This is a genomic window from Dielma fastidiosa (assembly GCF_003475485.1).
GTDB lineage: Bacteria > Bacillota_I > Bacilli_A > Erysipelotrichales > Erysipelotrichaceae > Dielma > Dielma fastidiosa.
The window spans coordinates 237,232-258,974 of the sequence record NZ_QRQL01000001.1; the positions used below are offsets into that span (position 1 = coordinate 237,232).

Consider the following 21,743-nt stretch of genomic DNA (forward strand, 5'->3'; position numbering starts at 1 on the left):
ATTTTTACAAACTTTTGACTAGTATTTTAAGTACGTCTGTTACAACCTTTTACATTTTTTTCAAATGTAAGTGCTTTAATTCTTTCAATCAGCCGATTTGCCTTAATCGGATCGCTGTTGCCGCGGCTATCCAATGCGAAATGCCCTTCCAGCTCTTTAATCGTATAATTACTCGTAAAGTAAGTTAAACGATGCTTTTCCATCCGTTCATTCAGAATCGGCAGCAGGATTTCATCACGGCTCCATGCCGTTACACTTTCACCGCCGATATCATCAAATAAAACAACATCTGCCCTTTTTAATGAACGAATCATATTCTCCATAATACTGTTTTCACTCATGTTTAATTTCAACGCCATGATCAGCTCCGGTACATTGACAAAGGCTACTTTCTTATTATGCTTCGCAAAGTAATTGGTAATACATGCTCCCAGATAAGTCTTGCCGACACCCGGCGCGCCATGCAAATACAAGCCCTTGACTGGCTCTTTAAGATTCCTGACCACTTCCGAAACCGCACTCACATAAGCCGTCTTCTCATTACTTAAATCAATGTTTTCAACCGCCACTTTCAGCAGATCATCACTGAGGTGGTGAAGAATATAATTTTTAACATGCGTCAATTCATCGCGGCGGGCACGCTGATAGCGGCAATCCGTCAGCTGATAATTAAGCAGACCGTCATAAACCAAATTCAGCAATTGGCCTTGACTTGGCTGAACACATTTATCAAGCCCTGAACATGACTGACATTTTTTCAGACTCATCAGCCATTCGTGAATTTTAGTCGTATGCTTTTCAAGAAAGCTTTCATCGAGCTGGTATTGATGCAGCCAGCGCTTCACTTCCGGATCGGCCTTCAGTAAGCGCAGACGTTCTTCCTTTAACCGCCGCTGCTCTTCATTGAGTTCAAAATGCACCTCAATCTTCTCCATTTACTCACCCCGCATTTTCGCTAATTCAGCCTTCAGCTTTTCAATATCCTCAGGCTTTAATTCTTCATCTTCCTCTTGCTGATTGCCGGTATACCAATCCGGCAGCTGTTTCTCTGTTGTTTTAAGCTTGGCCGATGGCTTGCGTTTCGGTTTTGGTTCTTTAATTTTCTGGACCTGATCCAGCGCTTTTTCCATCGTATCAATATTCAACCTCACCCATGATCCGGCAATCTTTTCGACATAAGCCTTGCTGAGATTTTGATTCAGCGTATTCAGCACATATTCGACAAGCACATTGACGACTTCCTTAGGCAGCTTTAACTCATCTTCAAGATAAGTAAGCAAACGCTTATCGGTGTTAGTAACCGGTACGCCATTTTGCTTCATCTGCAGGAATTTAATTACCGGCAAACGATATGGATTAGCATCGGCTTCAACCACCTGATATTTCTTTGTAATTGCATTTTTCAGCCGGCTGACACTCAGCGTTTGAGTTTTCAAATTAATGCTGCGGGCCACCAGCTTGATCATTTCTTCTTCATTCACACCATAATAAGAGCCAAGCTGCTCAATAGTTTCTATATTTTCCTTCGTTCTCGCGGCTGCCGGAAAAGCCAGCTTTGAACATTGGGTTAAGAATAATTCGGTATTAAAAGTAATTCGCATCGAGTTTTTCTTTTCAGGCTTAACCTCATGGAATTTCTTTTCCTCTTCTTCTTCCCATTCAAACCAATCGGCCATCCGAAACGGTTCGCTGATTTCTTCATATCCCTCAGCGATCTGTCCCTTCGCAAAACTTACCTGCATCATCTCATACATCTGACGGCCTTGCTGTTTTAAGTATAAACGGCCAAACACATCATGCCGCAAAAAATCCAAGCCTTTTTTAGGCACCTTGAGCTGAATCAGCATATGATCGGCGCCGGCATAGGTTTTAATCAGCATAAACTGTTCAAGGATTTTGCGGCTTTTAGTCAATTCCGCAGGCGATAGCTGAAGACTTTGACAAAGCAGAATTGTTGAGCAAGTATTCTGATTCATTGTGCATAAGGCTTCCAGCAGGCTGTAAAGGTGAAGCGCACGGGAACCGATCAAAGGCCCGTAAAGCACGAAAAGCGATGCTCTCTCTTCATCGCTGATGCTTTCAATCCGTTCTATTTTTAACTGTTCATCTTTTACCATCGCGCTTATCCACTCCATGCAGCAAACTGTCAATCTGTGACTGTAATTCTTCAAGAGAAGCATTATTCACAATGACATGATCAGCTTTTTTTATCTTCATTTCACTCTTCATCTGCGTCTTTAAACGTGCTTTAATCGCTTCATCATCCATGCCGCGGTTTTGTTTCAAACGTTTTATGACAACCGCTTCATCAGCCACAACGACCCAGCTTTCATCAAAATATTTTTCCCAGCCACTTTCAAACAACAGCGGTACTTCCACAAAAATCAGAGCGTCCGTGCTGGCTGCACACTGCTCCTTAACCCATGCCAAAATCAGCGGATGCTGAATGGCTTCCAGCTGTTTCCTTTTTTCTGGATCGGCGAACACAAGAGACGCGAGTTTTTGGCGGTCAATATTACCAGCCACATCCAAAATACACGCTGAGAATGCATCAATCATCTGCTGATAACCCAAGGTGCCTTTATCACAGCACAGCCTCGATCCCTGATCACAATCAATTACCAAATAGCCGCGTTCGCGCAGCGCTTTAGAAAGTGTTGACTTGCCGCTGCCGATAATACCGGTAATGGCGATTACTTTCTTTTCTGGCATTTTGGACACAGACAAGTCCCCCTTCCTATCACTTTGATTTTTTTAATGGGTGTCTGGCAGATCAAACACGGCTGATTTTCTCTGGCATGCACCTTCAGTTTCAGCTGAAACAAGCCGGTAACCCCTAATGATGAGGTATAAGAGCGAATCGTTGTGCCGCCTGCCTTAACCGCCCCGGCTAAAATCCTGCGGGTATGAAATAAAATATTTTCAAAATCCTTCTTTGAACAATGACTGACTGGGGTTTTCGGATGCAAACCACAGGCAAAACAGATTTCATCAGCATAGATATTGCCGATACCTGCCAAAAAGGTTTGATCCAGCAGCATCGCTTTCAGCGGCATTTTTTTAGGATGCCACTTTTTATATAATGCCAATGCGTCAAGCCGTTCATCAAATGCATCCAGACCGGTATTTTTAAGCATTGGATAATTCTCATCTTCAGCCAGCGGATAAATCTCCATGCGGCCAAACTTGCGGGTATCATTATAATGCAGCTCACGGCCATCATCCAAATGAAATACCACATGAGTATGCTTATTACGCATCGTTGGCTGATCATAAATATAAAATTTACCTTCCATGCGCAGATGGGCAATCAGCATATCCTCATCAAGAACAAACATCAAATACTTGCCGCGGCGTTTATACGCCTGAATCGTCTGACCGATAATCTTCTGTTTGAAAAATTCACTGCCCTGCGGCAGAATATTCTCCCAATAAACATCAACACCGACGATTTTGGGATGTCCCAGCTGTACTTCAAGCGTCGCTCTGACGGTTTCTACTTCAGGTAGCTCAGGCATACGCTCACCTATTTGGCATCGTACCATGACTTGCCGATATTTGCGTCCGCAATCAAAGGTACTTTCAAGGCCATTGCCTGTTCCATAGCATTCTTAACTAAATTCTTCATCAATTCAATTTCATCCTCACAAACATCAAAGATCAATTCATCGTGAATCTGAAGAATTATTTTTGATTTACACTGCTGCTTCACCATCGCATTGTATACATTAACCATCGCCACTTTGATCAAATCGGCGCTGGACCCCTGAATCGGCGCATTCATTGCCGCCCGCTTGCCAAACTCACGAACCATGTAGTTTTTATCATGAATTTCATTAATTTCACGGCGGCGGTTAAACAGTGTCTTCACATAACCATTGGCTTCACAGAAAGCGACGGTCTCATCCATAAACTGCTTGATTTCCGGATACGATGCAAAATAACGCTCAATGAAATCCTTTGCCTCATTGCGGCTGATGCCAAGCTGTTCGCTTAAGCCAAACTCACTGATCCCGTAAACAATCCCAAAATTAACCGCTTTAGCCTGACGGCGCATATTGCTTGTAACATCATCATGAGCAACACCAAACACTGACATGGCCGTTTGTGTATGAATATCAATACCGCTGTTGAAGGCATTGATCATTTCCTTCACATCCGCCATATGCGCCAGCATGCGCAATTCAATCTGAGAGTAGTCCGCTGACAGCAGCACATGGTTTGGACTGGCTACAAAAGCCTTGCGGATTTCCTTGCCTTCTTCATCGCGCACTGAAATATTCTGCAGATTCGGTTCAGAAGATGATAATCGGCCAGTGGTAGTCAGACATTGGTTAAACAATGTATGTATCTTCCCGTCAGCCTTTACATGCTTGGCAAGACCAATCGCATAAGTGCTGTAAACCTTTTGGAATTTACGATGCTCCATCAGCAGCGGAATGATCGGATGCGCATGCATCAGTTTTTCCAATACATCGACTGCCGTCGAACGCTTTTTGCCAGCTTTTAGTCCCAGCTCATCAAATAAAACGACAGCTAGCTGCTTTGGTGAATTGATATTAAATTCATGGCCGGCAGCCTCATAGATTTGTTTGGTCAAAGCCAATACTTTCTGATTCGTATTTTCGGCGATTTCATTCAACACATTCAGATCGGTGCAGATGCCGTTGTTTTCCATTTCAAATAAAACCTTTGTAACCGGCATCTCGATATCATAAAACAAGCTGTTTAATTCCTTTTCAGTTAATTCCTTCTTCAGCTGTTCAATTGCCGCATAACAGCCATGCGCCTGAATCTTAACATATTCGATACGTGATAATTCATCACTCAGCTGCGGACGGCCTTTTTTGCCGTAAACATCATCACTTGTAAGCTTGCGGTCAATCTTGAATTTTTCAGCAAACGCATCATAGCTGGTAATCGTGCCGTCACTTAGAAAAGCCGCGATCCAGCAATCAAAATCTAAGCCATTAACCGGAATCTGCACATGTTCAAACAAATGCATCAGATGCTTGACATCAAAGCCCGCCTTGCTATCCTGACTGGCTAAGAATGCCTGAGCGTGCGCATCCCTGCGCAGATCATCAATTTCAATATATTCACAGCCGCCCTCATTAACCCATGCCAAGCCAAAGAATTCAGCATCCTCATAGGCTTCATTGTTGCAGTCTGGATATAACAGCACACCGCTTTTAAGCAGTGATTCACTGATTTGTTCTACCTTTTTTATCTCTGTATCCGCATAGACGGTCTTATCCTCAACCTGTTTGATAAATGAGAGCATTTCATATTTTTTATAGAAACTGTTGCTTCTTTCCACATCTTCATGAAAAACACAGGATTCCAAATCAAAAGGCAGCTTCGCATCGGTAACGATGGTAGCTAAAAATAAAGAAAGCTCAGCTTTATCCTTATTCATTTCTAACTTTTCTTTCAGCTTGCCCTTAATCTCATCAATATGCTCATACAGATTATGAACCGTTTCATATTGATCCAAAAGCTTCAGCGCTGTTTTTTCACCGACGCCTGGCACACCGGGGATGTTATCCGCTGTATCACCCATCAAACCCTTTAATTCAATGATTTGAGAAGGTGTGACATGAAAGTTATCCTTTAATCCCTGTACATCGACCAGTTCCATTTCCGTAATGCCTTTTTTCATGAGCAGCACATTGGTTGTCTCATCAATCAGCTGCAGCAAGTCACGATCTGATGTCAAGATTACCGTCTGATAATCAGGATAGGTTTTAGCAGCGCTGCCGATGATGTCATCAGCCTCAATGCCCTCACATTCATACCATGGAATGCCCTTAGCTTCCAGATATTCTCTGGCAATAGGAAATTGTACGATCAGCTCCTGATCCAGCTGCTTGCGGGTTCCCTTATACTCTTTAAATGTCTCATGGCGAAAGGTTGGCTTGCCGCTGTCAAAAGCTACCAGCAAATGATCCGGCTTAATTAAATCCAGCGCCTTGTTTATCATTGTGATAAAGCCATAGACAGCATTGGTAGGAATACCGTTAGATGTAGTCATCATACGGCCATATAGGGTTGCGTAATATGCTCGAAAGAGCATCGCATTGCCATCAATCAATAAACATTTTTTCATAAATAATACCTCCTGCACATAAAACAAACTTCCATATTATTCTACCACAAATTTAGACTCACTAACAGAATTTGACAAAGAAAAACACTCCGCAGAGTGCTTAATTCATAATGATCAATTCATACCCGTAATCTAAAGATTCTATCTTAGCTAAAAAGCAATGTATCCTAAATGCAGAACAGAAGAACACAAATCCTTATTTCTTTGATATGATTTTATTGCTAAATAATTTATATTCTGACTTTTTTATACGATAATCACTTTTTGTAATCAATATCGATTTTGTTTTGGCATCATCACTTTTAAGTGCATCTGATATTATTTTCCTTAAATATTCTGAGTGATCATAGCTAGCCATAACTAAAGAATCACGTACATACATTGGATTATTTTTAAGCAATTCCAAATGAAAATCTATGCCGCGTCCTTTTAAGTAATGCCACAAGAAAGCAACACATGTTCTCGTATTACCTTCACGGAAAGAATGTATACACCATAATTCCAACAGGAAATCTGATATATTAAATATCAAATCAGAAGTTTGCTTCCAGTCAATATTATTTACCTTTTCAAACAATTCAGCTAACTTATCACTAATATCGTGATAGTCTGCATATTCGACAGAACCGCCAGATAAAACACGTTCATTTTTATAAAGATTTTCTTCACGGTATCTGCCGGCCCATTCATAGATATCACTAAATAAATACCAATGAAGTGTTACAAAATGCTCAGTATCAAATGTATACTTAATTCTTTCAGGATTTACCTGAAGCCCGAGTAATTTTACAGTAACTTTTTGTATTTCAAGCTTTTCGAGCAATTCTTTATTCTGAATACCATATTTATTTATTAAAACATCGGTATACGGGTAACAATATTTACCTCCAGCCATATTCTAAACACCTAAATATACCAGATGATCAACGTTTGCTTCCATCTCTTCCAATGTGATTTCACCGGATATATAGGCTTGCAAAACATCCATAAAAGCTGCATCCGGACCATTTGTCGCACTGAAAAGTACTGCAAGGGCACTTTCTACATTCTTTTTCCTTAACTCACAAGCCTCTATATATGAGTTATCGTTAAGCAGACCATTTTCATGTAATATTGTTTTAATCATTTTCAAAACATAAGCAGGCGGAGTACGGCGGCCCTGTTCCCAATCTCTCAAAGTTGAAACCGGAATATCAAACATAGCAGCAAATTTACTTTGGCTTAATTTAGTTTGCAAGCGCATTTCTCTTATACTCATTGTTTACCACACCTCTACCTTATAGCTACATTATACGGCATTGCCGGACATATTACAAGTAAGAGAAATACCTCGTAACTAAATCATTCTTATACACTTTAAAAATGCTCATAAAACCGCGGTACTCTAGCCGAAATCTGGCATACCAGATCATTATTGATGGTATGAACACAGCGGCTCCATTCATCAATGGTGACACGCTCATTGCCATCCTGTCCGATTAAAGTAACGATATCACCGCTCTTAACATGCTCGATGCCTGTTACATCAATCATCAGCTGATCCATACAGATATTGCCGACAATCTCAGCACGCTGAGAATGAAGCAGTACCTGCATGCCCTGATTGCTGGCGGCTCTGGGAATACCATCCGCATAACCGATGGATACGGTTGCTATCAAGCGATCCTCTTTTGCCTTATAATGCCGGCCATAACCAACACTGCAGCCCTTTTTCACTAAGCGTACACGGGATACTTCCGCATACAAGGACATGGCTGGGATAAATTCAGGCGATGTATTAATCGAGATCGAATCATCGCTGGTAAAACCCAGCATAAGGATGCCAGGTCTGACATAATCGTAGCAAAGTTCGGGATAGTTCAGCACCCCATAGCTGTTTTGCAGATGCAGCTTTCCTGGATTTAATCCAGCCTGTAAAACATCAGCGATAACTTGATCAAAAAGCTCGCGCTGATGAATCGTATAAGCGCGATCATCTTCAATCTCTAAGCTGTCCGCTACACTGAAATGAGAAAACAAGCCCTCCACCGATAAATGCTGAAGCTTGTAAATTTCAAAAACCTCTTGAATATTATAATCATCATCAAGACAGCGGATACCTAACCGTGCCATACCCGTATCGATTTTGATGTGACCGCGGATTACAACATGATGCAAAGCCGCGTATTCATCTAATTGAGACGCGTAATCAAGAGATAAGAAATTCTGCAGCAACTGTTTTTCATGCAGATAGTGAAAATGCTCCTTAGGCGTATATCCCAGAATTAAAATTTCGCCGCTAATCCCCGCCTCCCGCAGATTTAATGCCTCATCAACGCTGCTTACCGCGAAGGTTTTAATTCCCTCCTGCTGCATCAGCATCGATAACTGCCGGTCACCGTGACCATAACAATTAGCTTTCACCACAGCCATGATTTCCGTTGTCTCAGGGATCAGTTTTTTAATTTCCTTCAGATTATGCCGGACTGCATCGCCATCAACCTGCAGCCATGCTCTTGATTTAGATTGCAGCATGCTATCCCTCCATTCTTTTTATTTTTCTAATGCGAGCTGTACAAGACGATCAATCAATTCATCAAAGCCAATACCGGCAGCCTTCATCATTGACGGATAACGGCTGGTAGCGGTAAAGCCTGGAATGGTATTCACTTCATTGAAAATAATCTTTTGCCGGCTGTTGATAAACATATCGACACGGCACATGCCGCTGCAGTTTAATGTACGGTATGCCTTTTTCGCTATCTGTTTCGCTTCATCACTCAGCGCATTTGAGATGCGCGCCGGACAATGAATCTGGGTGTTTTCCAGGGCGTATTTAGCCGCAAAATCAAAGAATGAATTCTTCGTATCGATTTCATCGCATTCACCAACAATCAGTTCATGATTGCCCAAAACCGCACAGCCGATTTCAAAACCGTCAATCGCTGCTTCAACTAATACCTTGCAGTCATAGTTAAAAGCAAATTCCATACCCTTGATAAATTCTTCCTCACTGTTTATTTTAGAAATACCATAGGATGAACCCGCATTCGCCGGTTTAATAAACATCGGCAGACCAAGCTTATTGAACGCCTGGTTATAGATAGCTTTCAGATCCAATGCGTTATCCTTATAAACACAAAGATAAGGGGCACATGCAATGCCGGCATTCTCACATAGAATATGAGTAAACTCCTTATCCATTCCACAAGCAGAAGCTAATGGCCCGCAGCCCACATAAGGAATTGACGCCAGTTCAAAAAGTCCCTGAATCGTACCATCCTCGCCGTTTGGCCCATGCAGACATGGAAAAATCACATCCACGGGCAGCTTTTTAAAACCTGTTTCATCAATTTCAAGCAAGCCTCTTGAGCTGCTTGGACTCAGCACAACCTCGCGGCAGTCAGCATCCAAATGCCATGTATCGTGAGCGACAGCCTCAAAATCCAGCTTAGGATAATGGAGCCATTTGCCTGCTTCGGTAATACCGATCAGGATCAGCTCATATTTATTCTGGTCACAATGTGCCAAAAGACTCTCTGCTGAATGTAAAGATACACTATATTCACTTGATTTACCGCCAAAAATGACAGCCAATTTAATTTTTTCCATTTATTTAACCTTTTCCTTTATCTGATCGAATATCTCATCGAGCTTCATTCCCCGTGAGCCTTTAAATAATACGGTTGCTTCATGATCTGTTTCCGCAAGTAAGGCAGCAAGCAGTTCATCACGTTCAATAAAATGCCGGACATCGCTGATACCAGCCGCTTTCGCACCCTTGGCAATATATTCAGCCAACGGGCCCAGGCAGAAAACCTTATCCAGCTTAAATTTCGCACAGTCACGGCCTAGCTGCTCATGAAGCATAGGACTCGTCTCCCCTAAATCAAGCATATCGCCAAGCACCGCTATACGGTTGCCGCCCTTTATCTGATCGAAGGTAGCCAAAGCAGCCAAAGCACTCTGCGGATTGGACTTATACGCATCATTCAGCACCAGCCATTTCCCCACTGAGCTTAATTCGTTGCGCATACTGGTTGTTTCCACACGCTGAAAACCGCGCTGTATTTCATCATCGCTCATTCCCAATTCATGACCTGCCAAATAAGCCGCGCAGCCATTCATCGCCTGATGACGGCCAAGAATATTACAGCTGAATGTTTGATCAGTTAATGAAAGCGTAAATGTGATGCCTTCATGATGCTGAGAAAACGATGTAAGCCTGCAGTCATTATGCTCCCCCTCGCCAAAGGTTTGCACCCTTAGCTGACGCAGATCATGAGATGGAATTTCCTGACCGAGATAAGGATCATCACCATTATAAAAGAAAGCACTGCCGTTATGTAACCCTTCAATCAATTCGCATTTAGCTTTGGCAATATTCGCCATACTGCCTAAATTCTCAAGATGCGCTACACCAACATTGGTAATAATACCGATATCCGGTTTCACAATTTCACATAAGGCTTCAATTTCATGGCGATTTTCCATTCCCATTTCCACAACCGCCACATCGATATCCTCATCAAAGGAAAGCAGTGTCAGCGGTACACCAATCTCATTGTTGTGGTTTCCCTGTGTCTTCATGACCCGATAACGCTCAGACAATACGCCGGCTACCATATCCTTTGTGGAGGTCTTGCCATTACTGCCCGTAATTCCCACCGTCTTATAATGACAAAGCAGCCGATACGCACCCGCCAGCCGCCAAAGCGCTGATGCTGTATCTTCAACCAAGATTACTGCCGCATCCTTAGGCGGATTGGGCTCATTCACATTCCAAAGCATGGCAGCTGCACCATTGGCTAAAGCCATGTCTGCATAGGCGTGACCATTCACCCGCTCACCAACAAGCGGAATAAATAAATTCCCAGCTTCAACCTGCCGTGAGTCAATACAGACTCCCTTGACAGCAACCTCATCATACATCGTATTTTCATTCTTTAATCCTAACATCTGCCGGATTTCAGAAACTGTTTTTTTTATCATTGCCAAACCCTCTAACATTTCTTTCAATATTATAGCATAACTTTTCCATTGTGCACGAGAAATCCGTACCTCTCAGTACGCAAGTAAATGATTTCCTGCAAACCTTCAGGAATCATACCATCAAAGATAACGGTTCCTGCTATATTTTAATGTCTCTCTTTTTACCCAGCACCACTTACAAGCTTCTGCATAATTTAAGAACAATTTTCTAAATAAGCATTGGTGCTTAGATACTTGAAAATGCAATTTCCTAATAAAAAAAGAGGAGCGATTATTGCATCCTCATCGTTTAGAACTATTCTACTGCTGCCATTGATCAGCAAATCCTGATTCAAAAAAATAAATTATATCTCATAGCAACACAATCTTTTTTAAATCCATACACTTTGTATGCTATGACTGTCCTTTAAGATTTTCAAGTATTTCTTTCGACATAGAAACGAGTAAAGAGGCAGTCATAAGCTTTCTCAAATACTTATTTTATTCTATTCATCGTTTTTTTTCGGCCCTCGCTGGTAAGCATCGCCTTTCTCGCATTATTTATAAATTCCCCATACTGCTCTCCATTAAACTTCACAATAATGGCTTGCAGGCCAAATAATGGAACGAGCAGAAATATAAATGCATATAGCCAGTAAATCCCTTTCACCATCTGATTAGAAAATAAATAGTAAAATCCATACACGGCGACAGGAAACTGTACGACAATAGCCGTTAGCATGCCCGGTGAATAGAACTTCCTTGGATTGACCCTTGCCGCAGCTAAATGAGCAAAAATCTCAATAATACCAATAAACAGCGTTGCCATAACAGGCCAGACATATCCGCTGATAAGGGTAGGAATGATGGTTGCGTATAAAGTAAACGTTAGTAAGCCAAATTTAGCCAATCCTAATTTTTTTAGCTTCAGTCCTGTCATGGCTGTCACCATTTCCACAAAACCACCCGGAAACTTCAGCTCTTCAATTTCATGAACAGCTAATGCCACAATATAAATAATCGGGAGCTTTTTTAACATATCCATTCCATCCCATCCTAAAACCAACACTATCACTGCGATGATCCCCAGCAATGACGTAATAAAAAAGCTGTATTTTTCCATAAATTTATCCATAAGCTACCTCCGCTTGACATTACATTTACCTGCGTGTATAGTATATCCAACACATTGTTGTATTTCGATTCTACAATATAAAGCTTGATTTATCAACCAACAATATTTAAGCCATTTGTCGGATTAGGAGGTATTTATGAATAAGAACCCATTAAAAAAGCAACAGACGAAAGAAAAGATTTTTCAGGCATTCTTTCGAGAATATAAACAGAAGCCTTTACGAAAAATAACGGTTAGCGCCATAACCGATAATGCTTGTATCAACCGCTGTACGTTTTATGAATATTTCAGCGATGTCTATGACCTACTTGACCAAGCTCAGGAAACACTGATTCACGAAATACTCGCCTGCCTTTACCAAATTAAAGAGCAGGACAATCCATATAAGCTCGAATTATTCTCTGCTTTTGGACAAAATATCCTATATAAATATGGGGAACAGATGGCCGTTCTTCTTAGTCATGGTGATACTGGTTTTCAAAAAAAACTGTTGAATTCTATGCAGCCCTTTTTACTAGAAATGCTTGGAATTGATGATAATGACACAAAAACTAATCTTATTATTTCCTATGCTCTGTTTGGTATAACTGGTTACATTACCACATTATATAGTTTTGATCCATCTATTATCAATCAAGAAGCCGTCCAGACCTTGCAGAAATTAATGATTGCATCCCTTTCTCAGTTATCGGATGCATGTCTGCCGCTATAGTTGTTTTCCCTCTGATTTAAGTAAATAATCTCTACATATCCGCTTGGAAAGAGATTTAAAATTCATGCTGAATGAGTGAAATAAGTATTATAAGCATTATCCACTGCATGAGCGCTCAATTTCACTACTTTCTGCCTGTCGGTATTGGAGTCGCACCCGAACAAATCCTTACAGGAACTCTTTTTATCAGTTCAATGATTTCCATCAAGTAAACATCCTTTTCTTCTAGTTTGGGTCTATACACCTTGATTCATTGAACTGATTTTTTATGTTATCTGAATAATATTTCTCAGTTTAATTTAAAGGTCAACAGCTCGATTCTATGTTTTAACTGTTTGATATTCGGACTGACGATCTGTACCTCATACAAATACTCTGCTTCACTAGTTTCATGCTACTTGCTTTTTTGAATCAGCTTTTCTTTCTTTTTCTGCCAGTTCTGTAAAGTTTTGTTTTCCTTACGAATCTTCTCTTTGATTCTTTCAATCCGTTTAGTGCATTCTTTCTTCTATCGCTGATTAGTTTCGAACTTACTTTTAAGCAGGACTCTGTCTTCATGGATTGCAGATAGAGGAAAATAATCATTCGTACCATATCTTGCTTTTAAACTGTTTCTTTGGCACCATAAAAACATGTTAAATAGAGTTTCTTATAAACGGTATGAAGCATAGCGTTATACAGGATCAAATCCTTCTTAATACAATTCGCGTCCTCTTCTGATAACGCTTTATAATAGAAACGATTTGAATACGATAGACATTTCCCCCTTGAACAAAAAAGCATCCACTGAGATTCGATTGATACAAAGGAAACTAGGTGATATGCTTATATGAAATTTCCTATAATATGAAAAAAAGGCTATTTGCCTTTTTTTGCATTTAAATACCGATAAATTACATAAGCCGTCGCTGAAACGATCGCATATGCAGGTAAACCTATTGTATTCATAATTGTTCCCTCCTACCTCTATATACGCAAGGCAGGTCGAGTTTTCTAATTATTTATGTTCAAGTAAATAATAATTGCGTTTGCCCTTTTTGATTAAAGTCAGATTCGCCAGCAATGCGTTTTCTGGTGTCAGCACCGCTTCAAGATCGGTAACCTTATCACCGTTTACCTGAATTGAACCTTGCTTGATCCATTCGCGGGCTTCACGCTTGCTGCTGGCAATACCGCCCTCAACAAGTGCGTCAACCAAAGGCAGTGTATTCGCAACTTCACGTTTTTCAAAGCCATGGAAAGCATCTTTTAATTCACTTTCATCAAGCTCGCGGATATTGCCTTTGAATAATACATTCGTAATCTTTAATGCTTTCTGATATTCTTCTTCACCATGGAGGAAGGTCACAACTGACTGAGCAAGTGCCTTTTGAGCCTCACGCAGATGCGGTTCAGTTTTTACCTTCTCCTCATAAGCCTCAATCTCTTCCTTACCCATAAAGGTCAGCTTTTTCAAGTAGTCGATAACCTTTTCATCTTCAGAATTTACTAAAAATTGATACATCTCATAGGAAGAGGTCTTATTCTTATCCAGCCAGACAGAACCGCTTTCACTCTTACCAAACTTCGTACCATCTGCCTTGGTAATCAGCGGCATCGTAAAGCCATAGCATTCGGTATTCGTACCATGTTTTTTGCGGATCAATTCTAATCCTGAAGTGATATTGCCCCATTGATCCTGACCGCCGATCTGCATGACACAGTTTTTGGTTTCATAAAGATGCAGAAAGTCAATCGACTGAAGAATCATGTAGGAGAATTCAGTATATGAAATACCTGATTCCAAACGGCTTTTTACGGTTTCCTTACTTAACATATAATTCACATTAAACAGCTTGCCGTAATCACGCAGGTAATCAATAAAGTTTAAATCTTTATACCAGTCATAGTTATTTACTAACTCACAATCAAAAATCGTCGTAATTTGCTTGCTTAAAGCTTCAAAATTCTTATTCAGCACATCCTTAGAAATAACATCACGCTCCGAAGTCGAACGCGGATCACCAATCAGGCCAGTACCGCCGCCAACCAGAATAATTGGATGATGCCCATGATCAGCTAATCGTTTAGCTGTTAACATCGAAGAAAAATGTCCGATATGCAGACTGTCTGCCGTAGGGTCAGTACCAATATAAAACGTCATGCCGCCATTATTGATTTTTTCTTCAAGCTCCGGCGAAGTGACACTTTCAATCAACCCCCGCCATTTTAATTCTTCAAATAATTTCATTTTCCTTTTCCTCCATCAAATAAAAAAAGCGCCCTAATCCAAGGACGCTTAGCGTGGTACCACCTTAGTTCATGTGAAAAACACATGCCCTCAATCAGATAACGGAATCAACCGGTCTATCTTTGCAATAGACAGCTCCAAGGTGTATTTCTATCAGCTTATCTGTGATTCTCACCAACCATCACATCTCTTTGCATAATACCAATAGCTCTTTTCTCTTCAACGCTTATATTAAACAGTATATTGATTCAAAACGATTTGTCAACTTATTTCGTAGATTTACGCGGTGAATAAATATAACTTAATTCAATTTCTTTATCAATAACCTCATCTTCATCATGAAGCATTTTTGTCATCACACGCATCGCTACGGCACCTAAATCATAATCCGGAATCTTAAAGCCGGAGATCTGCGGTCTTGCCATCGCATTGTACTTGCTGTCAAGGATGCAGACAACTTCCATATCCTCAGGAATACGGATATTATTTTCAGCAGCCGTATTCAGCACCGCCATTGCCTGTGAATCACGATATGTAATAACTAATTCATGTTTATGGCTCTTAAAATACTCCTGCAGGAATAAATAAGATGAACGATAGTCCTTAGGAATTTCGATGTAGTTGTCAAAGCTCTTGCCGGCATCCGCAAAAGCACGGGAAATGCCGTCAAACAACTGCTTGATCATCGCCGGATTCTTACGGTCTTCAACTAAGGCAATATCGGTAATCCCTTTATTGAGATACTTCGTAGTAAAATCATAAACCAGCTTAGAGTAGTCAACATAGACAGAGCCAATGGTATCATCAGACATTTTATTGCCGATGACAACGATTGGTACTTGATACCGTGTCAGCGTATTCAGTTCATTTTTAGACAATTTGTCATTAAAAATCACCACGCCGTCAACCCGTGACTTAATAATCGTTTCAATGATATCATTCATTTCAATGATACCCTCAGTAGCCGTATGTAAAACGATGTTGTATTTATAAATCTTAGCAACATCGATCAGACCATTGATAATCTGTCCGGTATAGAAGAAACTCGCCTCCGGAACGATCAGCGCAATCGTCGTTGTTTTCTGCAAAGCCAGCCCCTGAGCAATCGCATTTGGTTTGTAGCCCAGCTTTTCAATCGCTTCCTGTACCTTAACACGAGTATCCTCACGGACTACTTCACTGCCGTTGATAACCCTTGATACGGTAGCCAGCGATACATCGGCTTCCTTCGCAACATCATAAATAGTAATTCTTTTCATATCTTCACCTAACCTTGTTCTTCTTCATCAGCTTTTTCAGATGTTTCAAGGCAGCATTGTGCAGCTTTGGCTTCATCCTTCTCTTTAAGCTCATCCGCCTTTAATACCTTTTTCAAGCCTTCCAGCGCACTTTCTGCAACCTTCAGCGTTGAACGGCGTACCTTATCAATACCATCCTGTACATGCTCATCCTGGATTACTTCAACGATTTTATCGGAAACCGTATCAATAGTAGATGCCACCGCCGGATTATTCAGAATATCCTGAACACTGGTATCAATGGCAGAAATTACAGTTTCAGCTGTTTTCTTTACCGTTTCCTTACCGGTCTCAAGCTTATGCATTAAATCTTCATTCTCTTTTAATGAATCTACCTTTTCCTTTGAAAAACTGATTAGGCGGTCGATTTCAAGCTGAATCTTAGCCTTTACCTCAGCCCGTTTTTCAGGATCATCATTTTCTCTGCACCATTTTTTGAATTCTTCAGAAATTCGTTCCAATTCCTTAATTACCTGATCAATAAATGGATTTGTATTTCCTTTTTCTTCTTCATCCTGCAAAGTGATGATTTTATACTTTACTTCCTTTTCAATTTCCTTTGCTTCTTCAGCAACTTCTTCATTATTCAGCTTTGCATTAGGCTCTTCCATAAGTTTGACCTCCTTTAGTCCTGACTTTCTTCAGCAGCTGGTGCTGGTTCTGCAGCCGTATTTTCTGATTCGTCAACCCCGCCATGATTCAACAGCCAGTCACGAATTACATTCAGATTTGATATCAATGCCAGCAATGCTGATTTAACAGCATTCTGACTCATTTCATGCAGATTATCCAAGGTCTGAGAAAATTCGGTGACCGTATTCAGCGGTGCATCCAGCTTTCTGATCTGTTCCTCGACAACACTTACCGTTGAATCAACAGTAATCATTGTCTTCTGCATGCTCACAAAGAATTGTATGATTTTTCTCAGCAGAAGAATCACATAAATCAAAACGATTACCCCGATGATCGGCAAAAACTTTGAACACAATTCACTAAAAAATTCAATAAACTGATCTGTAGTCATAGTAACACCTCATATTAAGTGTACAACACTTTGAAACCTATTTCAAGATTAATGAAAACTCTTTACAATATTTTTAAATTTATAGATATCTTTTGAACTCATAAAAAGATACACGGCTTCGCCATAAGCCGCTAAACGCTTCGCGTTAGCTTCATTCTCAACCATTACCTCGGCATTTGGAATCAGCTTCTGAAGATCTTCAATCGTGATATCAATGCCCTCTTCATGCTTGGCATTTTCCGGGAACGGACAAAGAACTACTTCATCAGCACTGCTTAAGCTTTTCGCAAAATCATCCATAAAGGCATAAATGCGTGAATAACGATCCGGTTTAAAAATGGCAATGATCTTTTTGCCGGGAAAGCGAACGCGGGCCGCTTCAATCGTTGCTTTAATCGCTGTTGGATGATGCGCGTAGTCATCAACATAAACATACTGCCCGTTTTCTTCGATATTAAACCTGCGTTTCACACCGCCGAAGCTACTCATCTGAGATTGAATCAAATCACCGTCAGCTCCCTCAAGAAGCGCGATGGCGATCACTGCCAATGAGTTCAAAAGCAAATGTCTGCCTACATAAGGCAATTCAAAATGATGGAAGAACTTATGATGATAATATAAATCAAAGCGCATGCCGTGCTCATCCTCTTGGAAATTCACAGCCTGAACATCGTCACAATCATTAAAGCCATAAGTCAGGATCGGTGTCTTAATTGACAATAATCGAATATTCTCATCATCGCCGCAGACCACCACAGCCTTCTTTACCTGATTGGCAAAAGCCTCAAAAGCGCTCTTATAATCTTCTAAATCTTTATAATAATCGATATGATCCAAATCAATATTGGTAATAATCGCATAATCAGGATGATAAGCCATAAAATGCCGCTGATATTCACACGATTCCAAGGCGAAATAATGACTGTCTTTCGGCATTTCACCAGTACCGTCACCAATCAGATAGCCGGTTTTATTTAACGCTGACATCATGTGTGAGAGCATACCGGTCGTCGTCGTTTTGCCATGTGTACCCGCTACGCTGATGGTCGTATAACGTTCAACCAGCTGACCCAAATATTCATGATAATAATAGCTGTTTACACCCTCGGTATGCAGTGCCTTAGCAACTTCACAATTACTTTCATCAAACGCATTGCCGATAATGACATTCATCCCCGGCTGAATATTATCCGCGTCAAAGGGTGTGATTTTAATCTTTCTCGCCTCTAACGGCTGTTGAGTAAAGATATATTTTTCAATATCGGATCCGGTTACTGTTTCACCTAAATCATTTAGAATACATGCCAGGGATGCCATTCCTGAACCTTTAATACCTATAAAGTGAACCATGCTTTCATCTCCCTAAGCTTCTTTTTCTTCTTTTTTATCGGCATTTTCTAACTCGATATTACTTAACGGCGTCTCATCGCCAAATAATGAAAACTGCACACAGTCATCAAGGCTGTTTTCACTTTCATTGACAATCAGATCATCCAGTGACAAGCCTTCTTCAACTTCTTCAATGATCGGCGCGCTTTCCTGACGCTTTTCTTTTTCCTGCAGTTCAATCTGCGCTTCACTTTCGAAACGATCCAGTTCACTCTGCCCATACATCGGAGAAATAACGGTACCTAAAGCATTGCGCTTCTTAGCAGAGCCTGTTTCCACGATGGGCGCCGGACGTTTTGGCTTTTTCACTTCGCTGGAACCAAACATCGGTGAGATTACAGGTGAAAATTCAAACTCCTTCTTCACCGTTTTTTGCACCTCACGCTGCGGGCGCACCGGTTCTTTTTTTTCAGGCTCCAGCTTAATATCAATGGTCTGTGTCCGTGTAACTGGTTCACTTTCCACTTCAATTGGCCGGCTGAGTGGCTGTGTTTGCGGACGCGGCTGCGGGCGCAGCTGATCGACCCGTTTCTCACTGTTGACGATGGATGAAAATTCCTCGTTTTGAACGCGGCTGAAATCAACCTTTTCTAAATCGTCATCAACGACGACTTCATCATCTTCTTCAAATAAAAATGAAAGGATTTTTTTAAACATCTTCTCTACCTCCCAAAAAATGGTGAACCAATCTCTGCCTGATCATCAAGAATCAAGATACCGCGCTTGGGTTCATCAATCAGACGCAGCTCCCATTCTGAACAAAGCATGCCAGCAGAATCAACACCGCGCAGCGCTGAAGCTTCAATCAGCCTGCCATCTGGCAATACAGCCCCCGGCAGCGCCGCTACAACCTTTTGATTAGCCGCTACATTGGCCGCTCCGCAGACAATCTGCACGCATTCCTGACCGACATCCACCTGACAGACATGCAGATGGTCAGAATCCGGATGCGTTTCACACGTTTTCACATAGCCAACCACAAGCCTTGGCGTCGGATCGATTTCAATGGCCGCAAAACCAGCTTTGATCAGCTTTTCATTAACAAATGCCAAAGTCTCATCATTCCATGGCTGATAACCGTCATTCAAATTTTCAAAATAAGGACTGATGAGATTATAACCGATGATTTCATGCTTAAGATCGTAGATTGCACATACCTCACCGATAGTTTCAGAAGCCACCGGTGCAGCATCTTTCAAAACGATCATGCCGACGCCGCTGAAGGCCTTGCGATTGATAAACAATCTTGCTGAACAGCTCATTGCAGACCTCCAAGAAAGGCATCAATTTCAGCTTCACTTTTTCTCAGCTTGCTGACAAAACGATTCAATTCCTGTCCGTTTTTAACCGCTACAAAGGAAGGAATACCTAAAATATTCAGACGCTGACAAATTGGCAGCCACGCGTCACGATCCACATAAATAAACTCATAATGCTTGTATTTCTCTACCAATTTCGGCATAAATGGCTTAATAAACATACAGTCAGGACACCAATCGGCGGAGAATACAAACACACTCACCTGATCAGAATTCCATGCTGCCTCAAACATCTCCATCGATGTCAGCTGCTTCATATAGTCTTTCATTAATCAAATCCTCCTATTTTTCAACTAAATCTTTGATATAACCGTCTACCGGCACTTCTTCATTAAGATAATCCAGATTTTGCTGCTGCTGAGCCGTTGCACTTTTCAGTGAAAAATCATTCAGGATCAGCTGCCGCTCTACTTTTACTGACTGCATAATCGTTAACATACAATTCAGCAGTGACTTGATCTCTGCATAAGGAACAATGCTGTAAAAGCGAAGCTCACTGGCCGCAAGATCAATATAGTAATAGCCGTCTGTCAATTTTTCTAGCCGCAGCGTATAATTCTTAGTTTCTTCGGCAGTATTTATGTAGCTGCCCTGATAGACCATCCCTGCCGGCGAAGTTTCCATCTGCACCTCTGAAACAGGCTCTGCCGGCGCTTCTGTATAATATTCATCAATAATAATCTGAGAAGCATCCAGATTCATTACAAATTTATAACCGTCCTTAAGATAAACACCGCTCAGCGAATTGCCAGTGCCGCGGCCGACATCCCGGGGTAAATAATAACTGAAATACTTCTTCGACATATTTGTATCATTAAAAGGTTCAAGCATTGATTTTTCCTGCAATAAGGTCAGTACCTGATTTGACAGATCTGCTTCTGAGGCACAGCCGCCAAGCAGAAATAACGAAAGCATGAGCAACACTACTTTCTTCATCAAAACCCTCCCTTCTAAGCTTTATGCCATACCGCGCGATAAATTGGCTGATTCAGTTCCATGAACCGGTGCTCATATTCAGTAATCACATCCTCAGGATGCTCATCACGCCGATAATCGACACTGAATTCATCAAGCAGCCAGCCATTATTCTGAAATTCCAATATTGAAAATTCGAACAGCTTAACATTATCCGTTTTCATGATCAGTTTACCCTCAGGTTTTAAGATCTGTTCATACCGCTTCAAAAATGAAGCATGCGATAAACGGTGCTTGCTGGCTCTTTTTTTAGGCCATGGGTCCGAAAAATTCAGATGGATGACATCCACCTCATCCTTCGCAAACCATGAATCAATAGCCTGCGCGTCATCGACGATAAACCGGCGGTTTAAATGTTCGCAGTTTTCAACCTTTTTCAAAGCGATCGCCGCGACATTTACATTCTTTTCGATACCGATCCAGCCGGCATTGGGATACAGTTCTGACATTTTGATCCAATAATCACCCTTGCCTGAACCAATCTCCACATGCAGTTCCTCTTGATTCAGCAGACGGCGCCACTGACCAGCCATTTCATCACAATTTCTAACGATGACAGACTGGGTGGCCAAAAAAGGCTCCGCCCATTTCAACTTCCGCAT

At 41.2% G+C, this 21,743-nt stretch carries 22 protein-coding genes and 1 other annotated feature; of the genes, 1 reads left to right on the plus strand and 21 read right to left on the minus strand.

Going from position 1 to position 21,743, the window contains the following annotated elements:
• Nucleotides 1–26 precede the first annotated feature (26 nt).
• The 11 genes from DWZ33_RS01265 to DWZ33_RS01315 all read right to left on the minus strand — a co-directional run bounded on the left by DWZ33_RS01265 (nt 27) and on the right by DWZ33_RS01315 (nt 12,194).
• The gene (locus DWZ33_RS01265) at nt 27–935 is read right to left on the minus strand and encodes an ATP-binding protein (protein WP_118453522.1); all 909 of its coding nucleotides are present in this window, start codon (nt 933–935) and stop codon (nt 27–29) included.
• Nucleotides 936–2,117, minus strand: a complete 1,182-nt coding sequence (locus DWZ33_RS01270) for a DnaD domain protein (protein ID WP_182425463.1) — start codon at nt 2,115–2,117, stop codon at nt 936–938.
• On the minus strand, nt 2,104–2,712 hold the full coding sequence (coaE, locus tag DWZ33_RS01275; protein WP_244925846.1) for a dephospho-CoA kinase: 609 nt from the start codon (nt 2,710–2,712) through the stop codon (nt 2,104–2,106). The genes DWZ33_RS01270 and coaE overlap by 14 nt, the downstream gene beginning before the upstream one ends.
• Nucleotides 2,694–3,518: a bifunctional DNA-formamidopyrimidine glycosylase/DNA-(apurinic or apyrimidinic site) lyase gene (mutM, locus tag DWZ33_RS01280; RefSeq protein ID WP_118453525.1), complete on the minus strand. Its 825-nt coding sequence runs from the start codon at nt 3,516–3,518 to the stop codon at nt 2,694–2,696. The genes coaE and mutM overlap by 19 nt, the downstream gene beginning before the upstream one ends.
• A gap of 8 nt (nt 3,519–3,526) precedes the next feature.
• The gene (gene polA, locus DWZ33_RS01285; protein ID WP_118453526.1) at nt 3,527–6,109 is read right to left on the minus strand and encodes a DNA polymerase I; all 2,583 of its coding nucleotides are present in this window, start codon (nt 6,107–6,109) and stop codon (nt 3,527–3,529) included.
• A gap of 196 nt (nt 6,110–6,305) precedes the next feature.
• Nucleotides 6,306–7,004, minus strand: a complete 699-nt coding sequence (locus DWZ33_RS01290; RefSeq protein WP_118453527.1) for a Fic/DOC family protein — start codon at nt 7,002–7,004, stop codon at nt 6,306–6,308.
• Nucleotides 7,005–7,007: 3 nt separating this feature from the next.
• Complete coding sequence (locus DWZ33_RS01295) at nt 7,008–7,367, minus strand: helix-turn-helix domain-containing protein (protein ID WP_118453528.1); 360 nt, start codon at nt 7,365–7,367, stop codon at nt 7,008–7,010.
• 98 nt (nt 7,368–7,465) lie between these two features.
• Complete coding sequence (alr, locus tag DWZ33_RS01300; protein WP_118453529.1) at nt 7,466–8,623, minus strand: alanine racemase; 1,158 nt, start codon at nt 8,621–8,623, stop codon at nt 7,466–7,468.
• An 18-nt stretch (nt 8,624–8,641) separates the two neighbouring features.
• A complete protein-coding gene (locus tag DWZ33_RS01305) occupies nt 8,642–9,700 on the minus strand; it encodes a D-alanine--D-alanine ligase family protein (RefSeq protein ID WP_118453530.1) in 1,059 nt (352 codons plus the stop codon).
• Nucleotides 9,701–11,080, minus strand: a complete 1,380-nt coding sequence (locus DWZ33_RS01310) for a UDP-N-acetylmuramoyl-tripeptide--D-alanyl-D-alanine ligase (protein WP_118453531.1) — start codon at nt 11,078–11,080, stop codon at nt 9,701–9,703.
• Nucleotides 11,081–11,555: 475 nt separating this feature from the next.
• Nucleotides 11,556–12,194 carry an HXXEE domain-containing protein gene (locus DWZ33_RS01315; protein WP_118453532.1) on the minus strand — a complete coding sequence of 213 codons (639 nt, stop codon included), beginning with the start codon at nt 12,192–12,194 and terminating at the stop codon, nt 11,556–11,558.
• Nucleotides 12,195–12,330: 136 nt separating this feature from the next.
• Here DWZ33_RS01315 and DWZ33_RS01320 point away from each other — a divergent pair, with 136 nt between their 5' ends.
• The gene (locus tag DWZ33_RS01320) at nt 12,331–12,906 is read left to right on the plus strand and encodes a TetR/AcrR family transcriptional regulator (protein ID WP_118453533.1); all 576 of its coding nucleotides are present in this window, start codon (nt 12,331–12,333) and stop codon (nt 12,904–12,906) included.
• A 997-nt stretch (nt 12,907–13,903) separates the two neighbouring features.
• Here the strand turns inward: DWZ33_RS01320 and tyrS are convergent.
• The 10 genes from tyrS to trmB form a co-directional block, all read right to left on the minus strand.
• A complete protein-coding gene (gene tyrS / locus DWZ33_RS01325; protein WP_022937676.1) occupies nt 13,904–15,136 on the minus strand; it encodes a tyrosine--tRNA ligase in 1,233 nt (410 codons plus the stop codon).
• A 37-nt stretch (nt 15,137–15,173) separates the two neighbouring features.
• Nucleotides 15,174–15,368 (minus strand) — a binding site (T-box leader).
• 34 nt (nt 15,369–15,402) lie between these two features.
• Complete coding sequence (locus tag DWZ33_RS01330; protein ID WP_022937675.1) at nt 15,403–16,395, minus strand: LacI family DNA-binding transcriptional regulator; 993 nt, start codon at nt 16,393–16,395, stop codon at nt 15,403–15,405.
• Nucleotides 16,396–16,403: 8 nt separating this feature from the next.
• The gene (locus DWZ33_RS01335; protein ID WP_022937674.1) at nt 16,404–17,045 is read right to left on the minus strand and encodes a hypothetical protein; all 642 of its coding nucleotides are present in this window, start codon (nt 17,043–17,045) and stop codon (nt 16,404–16,406) included.
• 14 nt (nt 17,046–17,059) lie between these two features.
• Complete coding sequence (locus DWZ33_RS01340; protein ID WP_118453534.1) at nt 17,060–17,458, minus strand: hypothetical protein; 399 nt, start codon at nt 17,456–17,458, stop codon at nt 17,060–17,062.
• A 48-nt stretch (nt 17,459–17,506) separates the two neighbouring features.
• Nucleotides 17,507–18,808 (minus strand): UDP-N-acetylmuramate--L-alanine ligase, encoded by a 1,302-nt coding sequence (murC, locus tag DWZ33_RS01345; RefSeq protein ID WP_118453535.1) that lies wholly within the window; start codon nt 18,806–18,808, stop codon nt 17,507–17,509.
• Nucleotides 18,809–18,820: 12 nt separating this feature from the next.
• Nucleotides 18,821–19,504 (minus strand): hypothetical protein, encoded by a 684-nt coding sequence (locus tag DWZ33_RS01350; RefSeq protein WP_118453536.1) that lies wholly within the window; start codon nt 19,502–19,504, stop codon nt 18,821–18,823.
• A 5-nt stretch (nt 19,505–19,509) separates the two neighbouring features.
• Nucleotides 19,510–20,109 (minus strand): YtpR family tRNA-binding protein, encoded by a 600-nt coding sequence (gene ytpR, locus DWZ33_RS01355; RefSeq protein ID WP_118453537.1) that lies wholly within the window; start codon nt 20,107–20,109, stop codon nt 19,510–19,512.
• Entirely contained in the window at nt 20,106–20,435 is a 330-nt protein-coding gene (locus DWZ33_RS01360; RefSeq protein WP_081721352.1) for a thioredoxin family protein, read from the minus strand. The genes ytpR and DWZ33_RS01360 overlap by 4 nt, the downstream gene beginning before the upstream one ends.
• A 13-nt stretch (nt 20,436–20,448) precedes the next feature.
• Nucleotides 20,449–21,102, minus strand: a complete 654-nt coding sequence (locus DWZ33_RS01365; protein ID WP_118453538.1) for a hypothetical protein — start codon at nt 21,100–21,102, stop codon at nt 20,449–20,451.
• A 14-nt stretch (nt 21,103–21,116) separates the two neighbouring features.
• On the minus strand, nt 21,117–21,743 hold the full coding sequence (gene trmB, locus DWZ33_RS01370; RefSeq protein ID WP_022937667.1) for a tRNA (guanosine(46)-N7)-methyltransferase TrmB: 627 nt from the start codon (nt 21,741–21,743) through the stop codon (nt 21,117–21,119).

Excerpts from the sequence above, each read along its gene's own strand:
- DWZ33_RS01305 (WP_118453530.1), bottom strand. The coding sequence starts at position 9,700 with ATGGAAAAAATTAAATTGGCTGTCATTTTTGGCGGTAAATCAAGTGAA.
- DWZ33_RS01365 (WP_118453538.1), bottom strand. The coding sequence starts at position 21,102 with ATGAAGAAAGTAGTGTTGCTCATGCTTTCGTTATTTCTGCTTGGCGGC.
- coaE (WP_244925846.1), bottom strand. The coding sequence starts at position 2,712 with ATGCCAGAAAAGAAAGTAATCGCCATTACCGGTATTATCGGCAGCGGC.
- DWZ33_RS01265 (WP_118453522.1), bottom strand. The coding sequence starts at position 935 with ATGGAGAAGATTGAGGTGCATTTTGAACTCAATGAAGAGCAGCGGCGG.
- alr (WP_118453529.1), bottom strand. The coding sequence starts at position 8,623 with ATGCTGCAATCTAAATCAAGAGCATGGCTGCAGGTTGATGGCGATGCA.
- ytpR (WP_118453537.1), bottom strand. The coding sequence starts at position 20,109 with ATGAGCTGTTCAGCAAGATTGTTTATCAATCGCAAGGCCTTCAGCGGC.
- DWZ33_RS01270 (WP_182425463.1), bottom strand. The coding sequence starts at position 2,117 with ATGGTAAAAGATGAACAGTTAAAAATAGAACGGATTGAAAGCATCAGC.
- DWZ33_RS01320 (WP_118453533.1), top strand. The coding sequence starts at position 12,331 with ATGAATAAGAACCCATTAAAAAAGCAACAGACGAAAGAAAAGATTTTT.
- mutM (WP_118453525.1), bottom strand. The coding sequence starts at position 3,518 with ATGCCTGAGCTACCTGAAGTAGAAACCGTCAGAGCGACGCTTGAAGTA.
- DWZ33_RS01295 (WP_118453528.1), bottom strand. The coding sequence starts at position 7,367 with ATGAGTATAAGAGAAATGCGCTTGCAAACTAAATTAAGCCAAAGTAAA.
- polA (WP_118453526.1), bottom strand. The coding sequence starts at position 6,109 with ATGAAAAAATGTTTATTGATTGATGGCAATGCGATGCTCTTTCGAGCA.
- DWZ33_RS01290 (WP_118453527.1), bottom strand. The coding sequence starts at position 7,004 with ATGGCTGGAGGTAAATATTGTTACCCGTATACCGATGTTTTAATAAAT.
- DWZ33_RS01330 (WP_022937675.1), bottom strand. The coding sequence starts at position 16,395 with ATGAAAAGAATTACTATTTATGATGTTGCGAAGGAAGCCGATGTATCG.
- murC (WP_118453535.1), bottom strand. The coding sequence starts at position 18,808 with ATGGTTCACTTTATAGGTATTAAAGGTTCAGGAATGGCATCCCTGGCA.
- DWZ33_RS01360 (WP_081721352.1), bottom strand. The coding sequence starts at position 20,435 with ATGAAAGACTATATGAAGCAGCTGACATCGATGGAGATGTTTGAGGCA.
- DWZ33_RS01315 (WP_118453532.1), bottom strand. The coding sequence starts at position 12,194 with ATGGATAAATTTATGGAAAAATACAGCTTTTTTATTACGTCATTGCTG.
- DWZ33_RS01335 (WP_022937674.1), bottom strand. The coding sequence starts at position 17,045 with ATGGAAGAGCCTAATGCAAAGCTGAATAATGAAGAAGTTGCTGAAGAA.
- DWZ33_RS01310 (WP_118453531.1), bottom strand. The coding sequence starts at position 11,080 with ATGATAAAAAAAACAGTTTCTGAAATCCGGCAGATGTTAGGATTAAAG.
- DWZ33_RS01340 (WP_118453534.1), bottom strand. The coding sequence starts at position 17,458 with ATGACTACAGATCAGTTTATTGAATTTTTTAGTGAATTGTGTTCAAAG.
- tyrS (WP_022937676.1), bottom strand. The coding sequence starts at position 15,136 with ATGAAATTATTTGAAGAATTAAAATGGCGGGGGTTGATTGAAAGTGTC.
- trmB (WP_022937667.1), bottom strand. The coding sequence starts at position 21,743 with ATGCGGAAGTTGAAATGGGCGGAGCCTTTTTTGGCCACCCAGTCTGTC.
- DWZ33_RS01350 (WP_118453536.1), bottom strand. The coding sequence starts at position 19,504 with ATGTTTAAAAAAATCCTTTCATTTTTATTTGAAGAAGATGATGAAGTC.